This is a genomic window from Streptosporangium canum (assembly GCF_900113865.1).
Taxonomy (GTDB): domain Bacteria; phylum Actinomycetota; class Actinomycetes; order Streptosporangiales; family Streptosporangiaceae; genus Streptosporangium; species Streptosporangium canum.
On sequence record NZ_FOQY01000002.1, the window covers coordinates 20,467 to 36,097 of the forward strand.

A 15,631-nucleotide genomic window follows, 5' to 3' on the forward strand; every position below is an offset into this window, starting at 1 on the left:
TCCTGGCGCGGCGTCAGCCCGCGAAGCCGTCCAGGGCGGCGGGAACCGCCTTCGCCATGGTGGGGCTGCCGGTGTGCCCCGAGTCGTCCACCACGACGAGCCGCGCGTCGGGCCAGGCCTGGGCCAGCTGCCAGGCGTTCTCCAGCGGGCTGCCCAGGTCGAAGCGGCCGTGGATGAGCACCCCGGGGATGCCCGCCAGTCTGTGCGCCTCGCGCAGCAGGACGCCCTCCTCCAGCCAGGCGGCGTTGGAGAAGTAGTGGCTGCAGATGCGGACGAGGGCCATCAGGGCGGCGGGGGGCCGGTCGCTGTAGGCGTTCGGCTTGCCGTTGACCTCCAGGGAGATCACCGCGTCCTCCCACGCCGTCCAGTCGTGAGCGGCCCGATCCCGCACGGCGGGATCGGGGTCGGACACGAGCCGCGCGTAGGCGGCCAGCAGGTCACCGTCGCGCTCGGCCTCGGGGACGCCCTCCCGGAAGCGCTGCCACTGCTCCCGCCCCAGGCGCTCTGCGCGCGAGTGGCGGGGCCCCGTGGCGGGGTCATGAGCGGGTGAACCAGGTGACCCGGGCGCCGTTGCTGAAAGTCTCGGTCTGGGTGGGTGAGAACAGGGTGGGACGGAACTCGCCGGAGAAGGCGGAGATGCCCGCGCCCGCCACCACCGGGTAGCTCTTGATGATCAATTCGTCGATCTCCGGCAGGAGGGCGGCGGCCAGCGTGCCACCGCCGGCCAGCCAGACGTCCATGCCCGTCTCCTCGGCCTTGAGCTTCCTGACCAGGTCGACCGGGTCGCCGGTGGCCTGCTCGACCGACGGGTCGGTGATCTCGCCGAGGGTGGTGGACACGACGTACTGGCGCATGTGGGCGTAGGGGCTGGTCACGTTGGCGGCCAGCGCGGGCTCGTAGGTGCCGCGGCCCATCACGACCGTGTCGAAGGACTTGTTGGGCTCCTCGACCGGCATGCCCGCGTGGGGGCGGACATGGGTGGGGACGGTCTCCGGGTAGCGCGCGTTTATCCACGCGATCATGTCGGCGGCGAGCGGGTAGAAGTCCCACTCGCCGCCGGGGCCGGCGATGTAGCCGTCGATGGAGACGCCGACGTAGTAGACAAGCTTTCGCATACCAAAAACTCCGTATGTAGTACTATGAGTGAAGTGATTTGACTGTAGTACTACAGATGGAGTGGTGTCAATGCGGAAGAACCCTGAAAGGCGTACGGCGCTGGTCGACGCGGCCATCGAGGTGCTGGCGCGGGAGGGCGCGCGGGGGCTGACCTTCCGTGCCGTCGACGTGGAGGCGGGGGTGCCTGCGGGCACCGCGTCCAACTACTTCGCCAGCCGCGACGACCTGTTCACCCAGGCGGGCGGCCGGATCTACGAGCGGCTGCAGCCCGACGCGCCGACGATGGCCAAGGCCGCCGACGGAGCGTACGACCGGGCCACGCTCACCGAGCTCATGTACGAGCTGGTGGGGCGGATCGCCGCGTTCCGCACCGGCTACCTGGCCCTGCTGGAACTGCGTCTGGAGGCGACCAGGCGGCCGGAGCTACGTGCCGTGCTGACCGAGCGGGTGCGCGCGGACATCGACGCCAACCTGAGCAACCACGGGGAGTCCCGCATGCCCGGCGACGCCACCTCGGTGCTGCTGCTCTACCTCGCGCTGAACTGGCTGATCGTGGAGCAGCTCACGCTGCCGGAGATCTTCACCGAGCGGGAGGTCCGCGACCTGGTGGCGGCGGCCGTGGAGCGGGCTCTCCCGGCTACGCCCTGCCCGCCGGCGCCTGCGGGGGTTCCCGCTCCAGGACCGGGTCGGTGACCCCGGGCGGGCTGACGCGCAGCTCCGCATCCCAGTGGGCCCGCCGGACGCCCGCCTGGTAGGCGCTTTCGAGGAAGTCCAGCACGGTGGCGACGGGGTCGTCGTGGGCGCGCGCGTCGTCGTAGCGCAGGACGGCCAGGTGGCTGCCCCGCTGTGGCAGCCAGGCGGCCTGGGCGGGACGGAGCGGCTCCTCGGCCAGGCCCGCCGGTTCGGGCGCGGTGTAGGAGTAGAACGCCGGCCAGGGCATCGCGTCGTCACCGAACCAGAACCCGCTGCTGATGACCTCCCGGGAGTAGGCCTCCCTGGTGACGGGGTCGGCCTGGGGCTCCGGGCCGGCCGAGCGGCCGGAGAAGCGGGTGACGGCGATGTCGAAGGTGTGCCAGAAATGGTGCACCGGGCTGATCTTTCCGCAGAACTCCGCGGAGAAGCGCTCCAGCACCAGGTTGACCTGGGACAGAATCTGCCAGTACCGGGTGACCAGCGCCGGATCGTAGTCGGCGTGCCCGGTGTCGCGGGCGAACGGCGTGCCGTCGGTGAGCCCGAAAGGCACGGCCTCGATCTCGACCTCGACGCCCAGGTCCTCCAGGGCTTCGAACAGGTTCCGATGGAAGGAGGCGACTGACTGGCCGATCAGGCTGAAGCTCACGCCGTGCCCGTCCAGCCGGTTGACGATCAGCCGGTGGCCGACGAAGTCGAAGTCGACGGTGAAGACCGGCATGCCGCCGAAGCCCCCTGACGGGCGGGTGGTGATGCCCCGCCCGGTCAGATGGAAGGGGACGTTCCACCAGTGGTTGCGGCGGGCGCTGGCGGCGAGCCGTACTTTGCCGACGATCTGCGTGAACCGGTGCACGGTCTCCTTCGTGCCGATCCAGTCCTCCAGTGGCATCGCGGGAAACCACTCCATCGCCGCCCCCTCACTTCTCCGCTCGGCGTTCACCGCCTCCGGCGCACTCCCGACGGGAGTGCAGGTGCGCATGCCTCCATATTTCTCCGCTAAAAGTAGTCATATCATGACTCAAAGTGATCAATCGCTCCGGCTCCCCCGCTGATCTGCGCTTACTCCATGCCAAAGGAGGGAACGGAGACCATGACCGGACGGCCCGGGCCGGCCGGTCCCTGGGATGGGTGACGCCGAGGACTGTCGCCCACCGGCATCGCCGTAGCCGGCACACCGGCCCGCCGTTCTCGCCTCCCACGCCGCCCGGCGCGCCCAGCTTCGCCGAGAGGAGACCGGGATGTCTCTGCCCGGAGGCCTGCAGACCGTCGTCGTGACCGGACAGTATCTGACCCCCGACGGCGAGCCCCGCCGGGGCAGCGTGCTCATCGAGCCGGAGCCCGACGCCCTCACCAGCGCCGAGCACGGCCTCATCGTCCTCGGCGGGATCGAGGCGCGGCTCGACGACTCCGGCCGCTTCAGCCTCGAACTGCTGGCCACGGACGCCGCCGGTGTCACCCCCTCCAGCTGGGCCTATCGCGTCACCGAGCGGTGGCCCGACGCCCCCGGCCGCAGTTACCTCCTGGAACTCCCCGCCGCCGAACCGGCCGTCTCCCTGCCCGGGGCCGCCCTCGCCGGCAGGACGCGCGCCGCCGGCGACGACCCTCCCGGAGACCGTCCGGCGGGTGCGGACGGCTCCCGGAGGCACGCGGCCGGCGCGGTGGACTCCCTCGTCTACGACGCCCGCGAGCACGGCCTCACCGGTGACGGTGTCACGAACGACCAGCCGGCCCTGGCGGAGCTGGTCGACATGGCGGGCGCGGCCTGCGCCGCCGACGGCCGGCCGCGCGTCATCCACTGCCCGCCCGGCGTCTACTCCATCCGTGACTCCGGCACCGTGTGGCGGAGCGGGCTGTCCCTCATCGGCGCGGGTCCGGGCGCGACCCGGTTCGTCCTGTCGAACTCCGGAAATCCCGCCGACCCGACACCGCTGGCCTTCTTCACCGCCATCCAGCACGGCGCCGGCCCCGACAACCATCTCGCCGACTGCACCTTCGCCGACTTCGAGATCGACGGCTCCGGCGTGGCGCTCGCGGAGTACGACGTGCTCGCCAAGGGGCTGGGCATGCAGTACGTGCTCCGGGGGCGGTTCCGCAACCTGTACATCCATCACACCGCCGCCTCGGGCTTCGGCTGCGACTTCCTGCAGGACACGGTGGTGGAGAGCATCGTCGCCATCGGCTGCGGACGGCTGGACAGCGGCAAGCAGTTGGGCGGGGCCGGTCTCGGCATCGGGATCGGCGGCTGGGGCGCGGTCGAACGGCTCACCATCACCGGCTGCACCGCCGTCGGCAACGGGACCAACGGCGTCTTCCTGGAACTCCAGGACCGGGACTGGACCCCGCCCCGCGGCATCCGCATCACCAACTGCCACGCCGAGGGCAACAGGTACGGCATCTCCGACTGGGGCGCCGACGGGCTGATCGTCGCCGCCTGCACCATGATCGGCAACCAGGTGGCCGGTTACGACGTCTCCGGCCTGGGCAGCACCTCCGTCGCCGGGCGGGGAGGCATCGTCGTCGGCTGCGTCGTCGACGGCAACGTCCGCGACGGCATCAGCATCGGCAACACACCCGGCCGCTACACCGTCGAGGGCAACCGCATCAGCCGTAACGGCCGCCACGGCTACCGGCAGCACAACCTGCCCGGCGGTCCCGCGCACGCCTCCACCGAGATGGTCCTCGACGGCAACGACATCTGGGGCAACGCCCTCGACGGCATCCGGGTCGACGGCACCCTCGTCGACGCCGCCCTGCTCGACAACCGGATCCGCGACAACGGGGGCCGGGCGGCACCCGCGGCGTCCGGCGGGGGCGCCGGCGTCACCTACACCGCCACGTCCCTGACCGACGCCGCGGCCGCCTGGCCGGCCGACGGGCACCGCGGCAAGTTGCTCACCGTCGGCGCCCGCACGGCGGTCGTCGCCGCGAACACCGCCACCGAACTCGTCCTCGCCCCCTTCCGCCCCGGCGTGACGACGGCCTGGAGCGGCGATCCCCCCGCGCCGGGCACCCCGTACAGCCTGCCGGGCACTCCCGCGATCCGGGCCGGCATCAGCCTGAACGCGCCGGTCCTCAGCCCCACGATCCGCGGCAACCGCGTCTGGGACAACCAGGATCCCAAGACGCAGACCCACGGGCTGTGGATCACCACCGACGGCAGTTGCGTGGCGGGCGCGGTGGAGGACAACGACCTGGCGGGCAACGCCGTCGCCGCGGCCCGTTTCGACACCGCCCCCTCCGGCGGCCGCTGGGAACGCGACCACGGTCTCGACGGCCACCCCTGACCGTCGCCCGCGACGATCGTCCGGTGCAGACCCAGCCGCGCCGTCGCGGGAGGCGCCGGCGACCCGCGGGTCAGGACAGCGGCCGGCCGTGGGAGCGCGCGGGCAGCCGGACCGTCCACGACATCCTGTCCGCCGTGTCCGAGGACGAGCAGACCAGGATGGGGCACGTGCCGTCCTGGAGGACGGGGTCGAGCGTCGAGCCGTTCAGGGCTGTCCCGTCGCCCCCGGCACCGACCAGCAGCAGGTCGGCGTGCCTGGCGTGGTGGGTGATCACCCGGGCGGGGTCGCCGTAGGCGACGACCGTGCGCGCCCTCGCGGCGGGCCCGCCCCGGAGGGTGGCGGCGATGAGCGCCTCCGTCTCCCTCTCGCTCGCGCTGAGGCGCTCCCGCTCGCCGGCGGGACCCTCGGGCCCGTCCCGCAGGACGTGGACGACCACCAGCTGCGCGTCCGTTCTGTCCGCCTCGGCCGCGCCGCGGCGGAGTGCGGCGATGGAACACGGTGAGCCGTCGAGGGCGACGACGACGTGGCGTGACGCGGGGAGAGACATCTCGGTCGGGCTCCGTTTCTCGGACGTTCCTTGAGCGAAGGGGGTGCGCAGACACTCTGACGGCCTCGGGCGGACTCTCCCAGAGGCGCACGACCCCTATTCGGCCAGCCCTTGGTCCCTATCGGGGTACGGCTATGCATAACGCTTAACAAGCGCAAGCCGTACAGGGGTGGGACAGAGGGGATCCGGGACCCGCCCGGCGGACTTTTCGGCGGCCGGAAGCCGTGCCGGCCGGCACGGTGAACCTACCGGCGGACACGTCCGCACCGCCGTACGGTGTCGTGCGGGCGGGCGGGGGAAGAATAGAAGGTACCGGCCGGCAAGCGGTGAGGCCGAAGGTCCCGGATGGCCACGTCCAAAGACCCTGGCGACGCCGGGCGCGCGGGCCGGAGCGTGAGAGTGTGCATATCGGTGGCAGGAGGGGGCCCGATGCGTACCCATGCCCATTGGGCGATGCGCTGCCTGCGTCTTCACCGCTTCGACGGCAATCCGCTGCGCAGGTGCTCGGACCGGATCGACACGGTGATCGTGCTGGTGAGCTTGATGATCTTCATGGCCTTCCTGTGGCCGGCGGCCGGACTCGGACGGCAGGTCTACGCGAAGGGCCTCCAGGCCGAGCTCGCCGGTCCCGGTCACCGGCAGGCGGTCGTCGCCGTGGTCGTGGACCCGGCGCACGGCCTGGGATGGCGGCCGCGGACGGTGCGGTGGACCGCTCCGGAGGGGAGCCCGCGGACGGGCCAGGTGGTGCTCCCGCCGAGCACGCCCGCCGGTTCCCGCACCCAGGTCTGGATCGACGGGAGCGGCAGGCTCACGGCGCCCCCGCAGCGTCACATGAAGACGGTCGCCGACAGCGCCGTCGCCGCGATCGCGGTGGCCGGTGGGGCCGGAACGGTCCTGCTGCTCTGCCTCGCCGGTGCGCGGGGGCTGCTGAACCGGCGCCGTGACGCCGAGTGGGAGCGGGCCTGGGCCCTCGCCGACCAGCGGTGGCGCCGGCCACGGCAGGCCTGAGCGCGGGGCCCTCCCGGGAGGGCGGCGGCGACTGCCGCGTGGATGACAACGTCGGAAGGAGAGCACGATGAAGGCGTCGGTAGGAGACAAGCTGGTCGTCGAGGGCACCCGGCACGGCGAGGTCCGGCGGGTCGGCGTGATCCTGGAACTGCGCCACCCGGACGGCTCCCCGCCCTACGTGGTGCGGTGGACGGGCGCCGATCATGAGAGCCTCGTGTTCCCCGGTCCCGACGCGCACGTGATGACCGGCGGGAACACGTTGGACGAGGAGCGGAACCGGGCGCCGATCACGACGCCGTGACCGGCGAGGTCCGGGCTACCTGACGAGCACGGCGGCGCCTTCGAAGCGATCGGCGGCCAGGTCGTCCAGCGCCCGGTCCGCCGCGTCGAAGGGGTAGGCGACGGTCGCGACACGCGGGGGATACGCCGTGGCGAGCTCCAGGTACCCCCGGCCGTCGGCGCGGGTGTTGGCGGTGACGCTGCGCAGCGTCCGCTCCTGGAACAGGTGGCGCCGGTAGTCCAGCGCCGGGATGTCACTGAGGTGGATGCCCGCCACGGCGAGGGTGCCGCCCCGGTCCAGTGCGGCCAGCGCGACGGGCACCAGCTCGCCGGCCGGTGCGAACAGGATCGCGGCGTCCAGCGGTTCGGGCGGGGAGTCGGCCGCGCCGCCGGCGGAGGCCGCTCCCAGGGTCATGGCCAGCTCACGCGCTCCGGCCGACCGGGTGAGGACATGCACGGTCGCGCCCTGGGCGATGGCGATCTGGGCGGTCAGGTGGGCCGAGGCGCCGAAGCCGTAGATGCCCAGCCGGCCGCCGGCGGGCAGGTCGCAGCGGAGCAGGGCGCGGTATCCGATGATCCCGGCGCACAGCAGGGGAGCGAGCTTCTCGGCCGGCGCGTCCTCGGGGAGCGGGTAGACGTAGTCCTCGGGGGCGGTGAGATATCCGGCGTAGCCGCCGTCGGCGTCCCAGCCGGTGTAGGTGGAGGCGGGGCAGAGGTTCTCCATGCCCCGGCGGCAGTAGCGGCAGCGACCGCACGTCGAGCGGAGCCAGGCCACACCCACCCGGGTGCCGGGTGCGAACCGTACCGTGTCCGGGCCGGCCGCCGCCACGCGGCCGACGACCTCGTGGCCGGGCACGGTCCTGGGACGGCGCGGGGGCAGGTCGCCCTCGGCGAGATGGAGGTCGGTGCGGCACACCGCGCACGCCTCGACCTCGACGAGCACCTCGCCGGGCCCCGGCGCGGGGACCGGGAGCCGGGCCCGTTCCAGGGGATGTGAGGTGATCGGGCCGGGCCGGGCGACCACCCAGGCGTCCATCTCGCGCGTCCCGGTGGCCGCGGGGCCTGCCGGATGCGGCGGCCGGTGATCGCCTGTCCTGCCGGATCCTCCCATACCCGCATTCCATCACGATGGCGGCCCCGGGAGCCGCAGACCCCCGGAGACCGGCCGGCACGGTGGCGGCCCCGGGAGCCGGAGAGGGGGAAGGAGAGGAGCCCGCCGTCGTGCCGTTCCGCGCAGATGTACGGGCCGGGGCGGACGATCGCGAGGAGATCGTGGGCGTCAGCGCCGCGAGCCCACCGGACGCGGGTGGGCGATCGGATTACCGCCGGATGCGACGGCCGGAGACCTGTTCGGTCCGTACGGTGATGAAATGCCCCTGGTCGCCGGGTGCCCATGTCGTCAGCGGCAGCGCCGACAGCCGGGCGATCTCCGAAGGGTCGCACACGGCTCGCGCGCGGCCCACGGCGGTCACCGACCAGCCGGTGTGCGCCTGCGGGTCGAAGTCGTCGGCCTCGAAGGCCACCACGGCGTCACGGGTGGCGGCGGCGAGTTTGGAGCCCGCACCGGTGTGGATGACGATGTCCTCCCCGTCGATGCAGAAGCCGACCGGCTGCACCGCGGGAAGGGCCCGGTCGGTGAAGACGATCCGTCCGATCGGCGTCGAGGCCAGCAGATCGATGCACTCCTGCCTGGAGAGCACGTGCAGTCCGGCCGAATCACGGTTCATACCCTCCAGGCTGGCCGGGCGACCCGCCTGCGGGCAGGGCCGAAGGTCCCCTCATTCCGGGCGATCGGCCTTCGGCCGCGCGAGGTTGCCGGCGGCCCGCGGTCACCGCCGCGCGCCGTCCCGGCCGGCGGCTCGTGCCGTACCGGGCGGCCTCGCGGAACGGCTTCCCCGCCGCGTCCCCGCGGTCCGCGCCACCCGGTTGACCGGCAGGCGGAACCGGTAGGGTCACAGCTGGTGGCGCGTGCTCGCGCCGCATCCGGTCTCCGGCGGGCTCAGCCGCGTCGGCGGTCCTCTCGGTGAGCGGAGGGAGAGCCAGGTTGGTGTATCGCCATGCGACCGTCCGGGGAGACTACGAAGACCTCGCGAGCGGGGCGGTGCTTCACTCGGCGCCCGGATTCCCCGCCTTCCCGGTACGGCTGGCCTCCGAGGCGTTCCAGCGTGCCCTGGCCCTGCGCGGCGGCGATGGACCGGCGACGGTATGGGATCCGTGCTGCGGCAGCGGATACCTGCTGACCGTGATCGGGCTTCTCCATCGTGACCGGATCCAGGCGCTGCTGGCCTCGGATGTCTCCGACGACGCCCTGCGCATCGCGCGCGCCAACCTCGACCTGCTCGGCCAGGCCGGTCTGTCGGCGCGGGCGGGCGTCCTGCGGGAGAGGGCCGAGCGGTTCGCCAAGCCCTCCTACGCCGCCGCCGCCGAGGCGGCCGGGCGGATCGGCCGGATGCTCGCCGCCGGGGGAGGGGACGTCCCGCACGACGTGCGCCGCGCGGACGTCTTCGACCGGGGCGAGCTGCTGGAGGCCGCCGCCGGGTACGCGCCCGACATCGTCATCACCGACGTGCCCTACGGCGAGCAGACCGCGTGGCAGGGGAGTGGCGGCGACACCGGCGTGCCGGGCATGCTGGCGGCGCTGGCTCCGGTGCTCACCGAGCGGGCGGTGGTCGTCGTGACCGCGCGCGGGCGGAAGGTCCCGCTCGGCGGGCGCATCCGTGCCAGCGAGTCCTTCAAGGTGGGCACCCGGGCGGTCGCGCTCCTCACCGCCGATCAACTCGGCGATCACCTCACGGACTGACCGGACAAGTGACGAGCCGCGCGGCGACGCGCGGCGTTTCCGGCTCTCGCCGCGTCCGCCGGGGGATCGAACCCGCCACAGCACAAGACGAGACGGATCGTCTTGACGAGACGGTTGCGAACGGGCATAGTTGGCATCGCTTGCCGAGACGACTCGTCTCGGCAAGCGGCGGAGGGGCCCCGCGCTCCGGTCCGCCGCCCGTTCAGGCCGGCCACGCCGGCAGTGAGGAGGACGCCTGTGCGCACCGCCCATCCGTCACCCGGCACCCAGCTCGTCCTGTCCGACGTGACCAGGAGATATGACGACCACATCGTCCTCGACCGGGTCTTCCTCACCGTCAAGCCCGGGGAGAGGGTCGGTGTGATCGGCGACAACGGCTCCGGCAAGTCCACGCTGCTGCGCCTCATCGCCGGCCGCGAGCAACCCGACAACGGAGCCGTCACCGTCATGGCGCCCGGTGGCATCGGATACCTCGCCCAGACCCTCGACCTTCCCGGCGACGCCACCGTGGGCGATGCCATCGATCTGGCACTCGCCGACCTGCGGGACCTGGAGGTCCGGATGCGCCGGGCCGAGACCGGGCTGGGGGAGGCGACACCGGCCGGACTGGCCGCCTACGGCGAGCTGGTGGCGCGGTTCGAGGCGCGCGGCGGCTATGAGGCCGACACGCGGGTCGAGATCGCGCTGCACGGGCTCGGCCAGCCCGGCCTGGACCGGGATCGCCCGATCGGCACGCTGTCGGGCGGGCAGCGGTCACGGCTCGCGCTCGCCGCGACCCTGGCCGCGGCGCCCGAGCTGCTGCTGCTGGACGAGCCCACCAACGACCTCGACGACGAGGCCGTGGCCTGGCTGGAGGACCACCTGCGCGGCTACCGGGGCACCGTGGTCGCGGTCACCCACGACCGGGTCTTCCTCGACCGGGTCACCTCGGCCATCCTGGAGGTCGACCATGACTCGCGCACCGTCCGCCGCTACGGGAACGGCTACGGCGGGTTCCTCGCGGCGAAGGCGGCCGCCAGGGCGCGCTGGGCGTACGAGCACGAGGCCTGGCGGGCCGACCTGGCCCGCCAGGCGGCGCTGGCCGAGTCCAACATCGGGAGGCTGGCCGCCATCCCGCGGAAGGCTCCGGCCGCCTTCAGCGGCGCCGGCGCGTTCCGCGCGAGGTCGCGGACGCACGGGGCGATGAGCAGGATCCGCAACGCCCGCGAACGCCTGCGGCGGCTCACCGGCGACCCGGTCCCCCCGCCGCCCCGGCCCCTGCGCTTCACCGCCCGCCCCGCCACGGGCGAGGCCGTCCCCGCCGGTCCGCTCGCGGAGCTGACCGGCGTACGGGTGGACGGCCGCCTGCACGTGGAGTCGTTGCGGATCCAGCCGGGCGAGCGGCTGCTCGTCACCGGGCCCAACGGAGCGGGCAAGAGCACGCTCATGCAGGTCCTGGCCGGGGAGCTCACACCCGGTGCCGGCTCGCTCCGCCGCCCCGCGCGCGTCGGCCACCTGCGCCAGCGGGACCTCGCCGGGTACGGCGGGCGCACGGTGCTGGGGGCCTTCGCGGCAGGGCGTCCGGGGAGCCCGGAGCGGCACGCCGAGGAGCTGCTGGCGCTGGGGCTCTTCCGCGCGGCCGACCTCGGCAGGCCGGTCGGGGCGCTCTCCGTGGGCCAGCGCCGCAGGATCGAACTGGCCCGGCTGGTGAGCGATCCAGCCGACCTGCTGCTGCTGGACGAGCCGACCAACCACCTGTCGCCGGCGCTGGTGGAGGACCTGGAGCAGGCGCTGAGTCACTACGAGGGCGCGCTCGTCATCGTCACGCACGACCGGCGCATGCGGGCCGCGTTCACAGGCTCACGGCTGGAGCTGCGGAACGGCACAATGGCCGGGGCGCGGGCCGCGTAGCCGGAGGGCGGCCACAGCCGGAGACCGGCCCGTCCTCCTGGCAGGGGCGGTCCGGGAGGGATGCGGCCTTCGGAGAGGGATGGTCCGGGAGGGATATGGCCTCCTGGCAGGGATGGTCGGGGAAAGGTACGGCCTCAGCGCACGGGCCGGCCGATGCCGAGGAGGTTCCCCTCGCCGACGCGGAACCTCGCCTGCTTGCCGTACCGCCAGGTCAGCCCTGTTTGACGGCTCTTCCCGGAGGGAATCTTGACCGCACGATCGGGGGGATCATGTCGAAGACCGTTGCAGGGATGAAGACCGTTTCGGTGAGGACGTCACGACGGTGGGCCGGCACGGGGGCGCTGGCGCTCGGTGCGATGCTGGCGACGACCGGGTGCGGAGGCGGCGCCCAGCCGCCGCCCGCGGCGGCACCGGCGGCCGTCGCGCCGGTGGCGGCCACCACCGGCCCGCAGACCACGCGGGCGCCGGGTGAGCCGGAGGACAGCGGGAGCCCGGCCGCTCCGGGCGGCACCGTCGGTACGGAGGACCTGCGGCGGGCGGGCGAGGCGGCGCTGAAGGCGGTGCCGGACTCCAAGCTGATCTCGATCGAGTCGGAGGAGAACGGCCGGCTCTGGGAGGTGCAGGTGGTCGCCGCCGACGGCACCGAGCACAAGCTGGACGTCGAGGCAGGGACCGGCAAGGTCATCGGGAAGCCGCGCGTGGAGGCCGAGGACGCGGGCGACAAGGCCAAGCACAGGAGGCGGGTCGAGGAGGCGAAGATCGGCTACCTCCAGGCCGCCGAGAAGATCGAGGCCCAGGTGCCGGGTGGGCGGATCACCGAGCTCAGCCTCAACGGCCACAACGGCAAGACCGTGTGGGAGGGCGATGTCATCGACAGCAGTAGGACCAAGCGCTTCATAATGATCGACGCCGGTGACGGAAAGATTCTCGTCGGCAGGTGACGGTCCCCGTCTCGCGGGGGCCGGCCCGAGGCGCCCGGCCCCCTGACCCGCGAGTTCACGGTGAGAACGCCTGTCACCGGATTCCGTCCGGCCGTCCGCGAAGCAGCGGGCCGTCCTCGTCGCGGGTCACGCCCCGGCGGCGAGGACGGTGGCGTGCTCGCGCCTGCCGCACGTTCCCGCCCGGTGGAGCCGGTCACCGCGCGGAACACGGAGACGCTCTAGCACTGGAAGGCGTATGTGATTCCCCCCGTGCTCACCCTGCCGCTGCCCTGGTCGAGCACGACAATGGTCGCGGGTCCGTTCTGCTGCGCCCGGCAGCTTATGGTGGCGACATAGTTCCAGTTACTCAAAGCGCCTTGGGAATTGGCCACGAGAAAGCCCAGCGAATACGGGCCAACGGTATTGATGCCGACCGCGTAGAAGCGGACGGTGTTGTTCGGGCTCAGCCCTGTTCCCGTGGCGTACAGGTAGTTGCCGCTGGTGGTGATCTGCACGCCGCCCCGTGGGGTCGCTCCCGGATCGACCAGCCGGAAGGGCGCGTTGGCGTTGTCGGATCTGGCCTGGTCGCGGCTCGACGGGACGACACAGACGAGATCCGAGGGCCGGGTCTCCCGCCAGACGAAGCCCTGCCTGCAGAACACGCTGCCGGGCTGCTGGTTCGACGGGCCCGCCGCGTTCTCGGCTCTCGTCTGCGTGCGGATCGCCGGCGTCACGCACACCAGGTCGTCGGCGAACGCCTCCCGCCAGACGAAGCCCTGCTTGCAGGTGTGCGGCGACTGCCGCTGAACGGCGGCGTCGGCGGGAAAGGCGAGAGCCTGCGCACCCGCGGCCAGCGCCAGTACGGCGAGTGAAACGCTCAGCCGGCGTGACGGAATTCCCCGCCCCGTTTCGCCCGTCGCCTTCCTTCGCATTTTACTCTCCCTCCATGCCGACTTGACACGCGCAAGTCGACATCGAAAGAGTGGTCCTTCGGGAGGCTCCGGTCAAGATGCGATTTGTCGGGAGTCTTCTATGGGCCGGTGGAGGTGTTCACGCGAGTGGGCCGATTACGCGCCCGAAGGTTCCGGGAAGATAATTCGGTTCGATGTGAACGGGATTTCCCGTCGTTTCCACATGGCGCTCGCCCCGGCGGCCGGCCAGGCCGTGTCCGTGGACGTGCGCGTGGATCAACGTCCTGGACGATCTATGCTTGGGGCAGACATCGCGTCAACGCCTGCGCCGGGCCGCCTACGCCCCGGCTGTCCCACCATGAGGCCGGCGATCCGGCCGCGTCCCGGTGGAAGCCGATCACGGAGCGGGTCCGGTGACCGCGCCGGCCCGCGCTCCGGCCGCCGCGATGCCGTGACCGTCCTGGTGGTTCCCCTTGGAGGTTTGGCAGGTGCCGACGTTGGTCCGACCTGTCCCGCGCCCCCCGGCGACGGAGCCGGCCCGTGCCACCGAGCCGCTCCGGCGCGCGCGGCTCGCCGGACGCGCGGGGCTCATCATGATCGGGGTCGCCGTCGCGACCATGCTGGCCGTCGCCCTCCTGGGGCCGTCGGCGGCGGTGCCCGACCTCGGCGGCGGCGATCCGCCCTGGTCCTTCCGGGCCGCCCCCTCCGACACGCTGGTGATCCAGCTGAGCTGGGCGGCCGTCATAGCCGGCGGGCTGGGCGTGGGCGCCGGGCTGTACGGGCTGCGCCGGGGATGGCGTCCGGCACGAGGAGTCCTTCTCGCCGGCACGGTGATCGCCGTCCTCACCCTCGCGCTCGTACCGCCCGCCGGGTCGACGGACGTGCTCAACTACGCGGTCTACGGGCGCATCGCCGCCCTCGGGCACGACCCGTACGTGCTGACCCCGGCATGGCTGCACAAGATGGCGGACCCGGTCGGTGAGCTGGCCCCCCTGGCGTGGCGGAACACACCGTCGGTGTACGGGCCGCTGGCGACCTGGGCGCAGATGGCCGGCTCGCGGCTCGGCGGCGGGTCGATGGCCGGCACCGTGCTCGCCCTCAAGGTCATGATTGGCCTGGCGTTCCTGCTGTCCGCCTACATGCTCGACCGGCTGGCGGGACCGGACCGCGACCGGCGCGTCCGCGTCCACCTGCTGTGGAGCCTCAACCCGCTGATGCTGTGGCACGTGGTGCTGGGCGGCCACATCGACGGTCTGGGAGCGTTCTTCCTCGTCGCCGCCTTCCTCGCCCTGCGCCGGGGCGGCGTGGTCGCGGGCCTGGCGGCGGGGGCGCTGCTGGGCGCGGCGGCCGCCGTCAAGGCTCCGTTCATCCTCGCCGGAGCCGGCCTGGCCTGGGCGGCCCGCCGGTCGATGACCACTTTCCTGGCGATGGTGATGGGCGCGGGCACGGCGCTGGTCGTGGCGTACGCGACGCAGGGCCCGGAGGCCTTCGGGAACCTGGTCGGCAAGATCGGTGCCCGCTCGCTGGCCGATCCGTGGCGTGTGATCACCGACGCGCTGGGCCTGGGAGCGCGGTCGTCCACCCTGGAGGGGCAGCTCGCCCTCGGCGCCGCCCTCCTCATCGGTCTCCTGCTGTGCCGGCGGCTCCCTCCGGGGCCGTCCGGCCTGGCCTCCGTACGCCCGGCGCTGGCGTGGTGCCTGTGCTGGCTGCTCACCTCTCCGGTGCAGCACCCGTGGTACGACGCCCTGCTGTTCCCCCTGCTGGCCCTCATGCCGGCCGGCCGTCTCGACGGGTTGCTGATCACCCGTGGCGTCGTGACGAGCCTCATCTACCTGCCCGGCGCCCTCGGCCTCCTCCAGCTCCAGCCCACCGCGCTGACCCGGTGGATCGCCGAGACCTACCGCCCGTGGGTCGCCCCGCTGGCCGCCGACCTCCTCATCCTCTGCGTCGTCGTGCTGAGCTTCGCCGGCGCCCTCCGTCCCCGGGCGCTGCCGCCCGCCGCCGGCGGCTACTACGATCACGCGGATGGACAGCCACCACCTGGCCGATGAGAGCCGATGAGATCGGCCAGGTGTCTCAGGACGGACATGACGGCCGGCGGGTCGAGCAGCTGACGAGGTGCCCCGGGGCGTCCGGACCTGTGGCCCGGCGACGTGCCGGCACGCGGCGACGACGTTCCTCGCCGG

The 15,631-nt window shown here is 72.9% G+C and carries 15 protein-coding genes; 8 read left to right on the forward strand and 7 right to left on the reverse strand.

Going from position 1 to position 15,631, the window contains the following annotated elements; all coding sequences use genetic code 11:
- Positions 1 to 13: 13 nt before the first annotated feature.
- Entirely contained in the window at positions 14 to 412 is a 399-nt protein-coding gene (locus BM085_RS02430) for an alpha/beta hydrolase (protein ID WP_245789075.1), read from the reverse strand.
- Positions 413 to 536: 124 nt separating this feature from the next.
- The gene (locus BM085_RS02435; RefSeq protein ID WP_093885397.1) at positions 537 to 1,115 is read right to left on the reverse strand and encodes a dihydrofolate reductase family protein; all 579 of its coding nucleotides are present in this window, start codon (positions 1,113 to 1,115) and stop codon (positions 537 to 539) included.
- A 70-nt stretch (positions 1,116 to 1,185) separates the two neighbouring features.
- Between BM085_RS02435 and BM085_RS02440 the strand changes: the two genes are divergently transcribed.
- Positions 1,186 to 1,809 (forward strand): TetR/AcrR family transcriptional regulator, encoded by a 624-nt coding sequence (locus BM085_RS02440; RefSeq protein WP_093885398.1) that lies wholly within the window; start codon positions 1,186 to 1,188, stop codon positions 1,807 to 1,809.
- Here the strand turns inward: BM085_RS02440 and BM085_RS02445 are convergent.
- The gene (locus tag BM085_RS02445) at positions 1,754 to 2,713 is read right to left on the reverse strand and encodes a DUF5996 family protein (protein ID WP_093885399.1); all 960 of its coding nucleotides are present in this window, start codon (positions 2,711 to 2,713) and stop codon (positions 1,754 to 1,756) included. The genes BM085_RS02440 and BM085_RS02445 overlap by 56 nt on opposite strands.
- Before the next feature lie 331 nt (positions 2,714 to 3,044).
- Between BM085_RS02445 and BM085_RS02450 the strand changes: the two genes are divergently transcribed.
- On the forward strand, positions 3,045 to 5,090 hold the full coding sequence (locus BM085_RS02450; protein WP_093885400.1) for a right-handed parallel beta-helix repeat-containing protein: 2,046 nt from the start codon (positions 3,045 to 3,047) through the stop codon (positions 5,088 to 5,090).
- 70 nt (positions 5,091 to 5,160) lie between these two features.
- Here the strand turns inward: BM085_RS02450 and BM085_RS02455 are convergent, their stop codons facing one another.
- Positions 5,161 to 5,637: a universal stress protein gene (locus BM085_RS02455; RefSeq protein WP_093885401.1), complete on the reverse strand. Its 477-nt coding sequence runs from the start codon at positions 5,635 to 5,637 to the stop codon at positions 5,161 to 5,163.
- Positions 5,638 to 6,066: 429 nt separating this feature from the next.
- Between BM085_RS02455 and BM085_RS02460 the strand changes: the two genes are divergently transcribed.
- Both BM085_RS02460 and BM085_RS02465 read left to right on the forward strand, forming a co-directional pair.
- Positions 6,067 to 6,645 carry an Rv1733c family protein gene (locus BM085_RS02460; RefSeq protein ID WP_143120771.1) on the forward strand — a complete coding sequence of 193 codons (579 nt, stop codon included), beginning with the start codon at positions 6,067 to 6,069 and terminating at the stop codon, positions 6,643 to 6,645.
- A 67-nt stretch (positions 6,646 to 6,712) separates the two neighbouring features.
- On the forward strand, positions 6,713 to 6,946 hold the full coding sequence (locus tag BM085_RS02465; protein ID WP_093885403.1) for a DUF1918 domain-containing protein: 234 nt from the start codon (positions 6,713 to 6,715) through the stop codon (positions 6,944 to 6,946).
- A gap of 15 nt (positions 6,947 to 6,961) precedes the next feature.
- Here the strand turns inward: BM085_RS02465 and BM085_RS02470 are convergent, their stop codons facing one another.
- Complete coding sequence (locus BM085_RS02470) at positions 6,962 to 7,960, reverse strand: zinc-dependent alcohol dehydrogenase family protein (RefSeq protein ID WP_093885746.1); 999 nt, start codon at positions 7,958 to 7,960, stop codon at positions 6,962 to 6,964.
- Between the two features lie 283 nt (positions 7,961 to 8,243).
- Entirely contained in the window at positions 8,244 to 8,651 is a 408-nt protein-coding gene (locus BM085_RS02475; protein ID WP_093885404.1) for a pyridoxamine 5'-phosphate oxidase family protein, read from the reverse strand.
- Positions 8,652 to 8,968: 317 nt separating this feature from the next.
- Between BM085_RS02475 and BM085_RS02480 the strand changes: the two genes are divergently transcribed.
- The 3 genes from BM085_RS02480 (at position 8,969) to BM085_RS02490 (ending at position 12,555) form a co-directional block, all read left to right on the forward strand.
- Positions 8,969 to 9,724 (forward strand): rRNA methyltransferase, encoded by a 756-nt coding sequence (locus tag BM085_RS02480; RefSeq protein ID WP_093885405.1) that lies wholly within the window; start codon positions 8,969 to 8,971, stop codon positions 9,722 to 9,724.
- A gap of 237 nt (positions 9,725 to 9,961) precedes the next feature.
- A complete protein-coding gene (locus BM085_RS02485) occupies positions 9,962 to 11,614 on the forward strand; it encodes a TlrC/CarA/OleB/SrmB family ABC-F type ribosomal protection protein (protein ID WP_093885406.1) in 1,653 nt (550 codons plus the stop codon).
- A 290-nt stretch (positions 11,615 to 11,904) separates the two neighbouring features.
- Positions 11,905 to 12,555 carry a PepSY domain-containing protein gene (locus BM085_RS02490; RefSeq protein WP_143120772.1) on the forward strand — a complete coding sequence of 217 codons (651 nt, stop codon included), beginning with the start codon at positions 11,905 to 11,907 and terminating at the stop codon, positions 12,553 to 12,555.
- Between the two features lie 218 nt (positions 12,556 to 12,773).
- On the opposite strand, the gene BM085_RS02495 is transcribed toward BM085_RS02490, so the two are convergent.
- Positions 12,774 to 13,466 (reverse strand): hypothetical protein, encoded by a 693-nt coding sequence (locus tag BM085_RS02495; protein WP_093885408.1) that lies wholly within the window; start codon positions 13,464 to 13,466, stop codon positions 12,774 to 12,776.
- 476 nt (positions 13,467 to 13,942) lie between these two features.
- Between BM085_RS02495 and BM085_RS02505 the strand changes: the two genes are divergently transcribed.
- Entirely contained in the window at positions 13,943 to 15,496 is a 1,554-nt protein-coding gene (locus tag BM085_RS02505) for an MptA/MptB family glycosyltransferase (RefSeq protein ID WP_143120773.1), read from the forward strand.
- The last annotated feature ends 135 nt before the right edge of the window (positions 15,497 to 15,631 follow it).

Bases quoted from the DNA above. Each gene is read 5' to 3' on its own strand.
- BM085_RS02435 (WP_093885397.1), bottom strand. From the start codon at position 1,115: ATGCGAAAGCTTGTCTACTACGTCGGCGTCTCCATCGACGGCTACATC.
- BM085_RS02440 (WP_093885398.1), top strand. From the start codon at position 1,186: ATGCGGAAGAACCCTGAAAGGCGTACGGCGCTGGTCGACGCGGCCATC.
- BM085_RS02445 (WP_093885399.1), bottom strand. From the start codon at position 2,713: ATGGAGTGGTTTCCCGCGATGCCACTGGAGGACTGGATCGGCACGAAG.
- BM085_RS02450 (WP_093885400.1), top strand. From the start codon at position 3,045: ATGTCTCTGCCCGGAGGCCTGCAGACCGTCGTCGTGACCGGACAGTAT.
- BM085_RS02455 (WP_093885401.1), bottom strand. From the start codon at position 5,637: ATGTCTCTCCCCGCGTCACGCCACGTCGTCGTCGCCCTCGACGGCTCA.
- BM085_RS02460 (WP_143120771.1), top strand. From the start codon at position 6,067: ATGCGTACCCATGCCCATTGGGCGATGCGCTGCCTGCGTCTTCACCGC.
- BM085_RS02465 (WP_093885403.1), top strand. From the start codon at position 6,713: ATGAAGGCGTCGGTAGGAGACAAGCTGGTCGTCGAGGGCACCCGGCAC.
- BM085_RS02470 (WP_093885746.1), bottom strand. From the start codon at position 7,960: ATGGACGCCTGGGTGGTCGCCCGGCCCGGCCCGATCACCTCACATCCC.
- BM085_RS02475 (WP_093885404.1), bottom strand. From the start codon at position 8,651: ATGAACCGTGATTCGGCCGGACTGCACGTGCTCTCCAGGCAGGAGTGC.
- BM085_RS02490 (WP_143120772.1), top strand. From the start codon at position 11,905: ATGAAGACCGTTTCGGTGAGGACGTCACGACGGTGGGCCGGCACGGGG.
- BM085_RS02495 (WP_093885408.1), bottom strand. From the start codon at position 13,466: ATGCGAAGGAAGGCGACGGGCGAAACGGGGCGGGGAATTCCGTCACGC.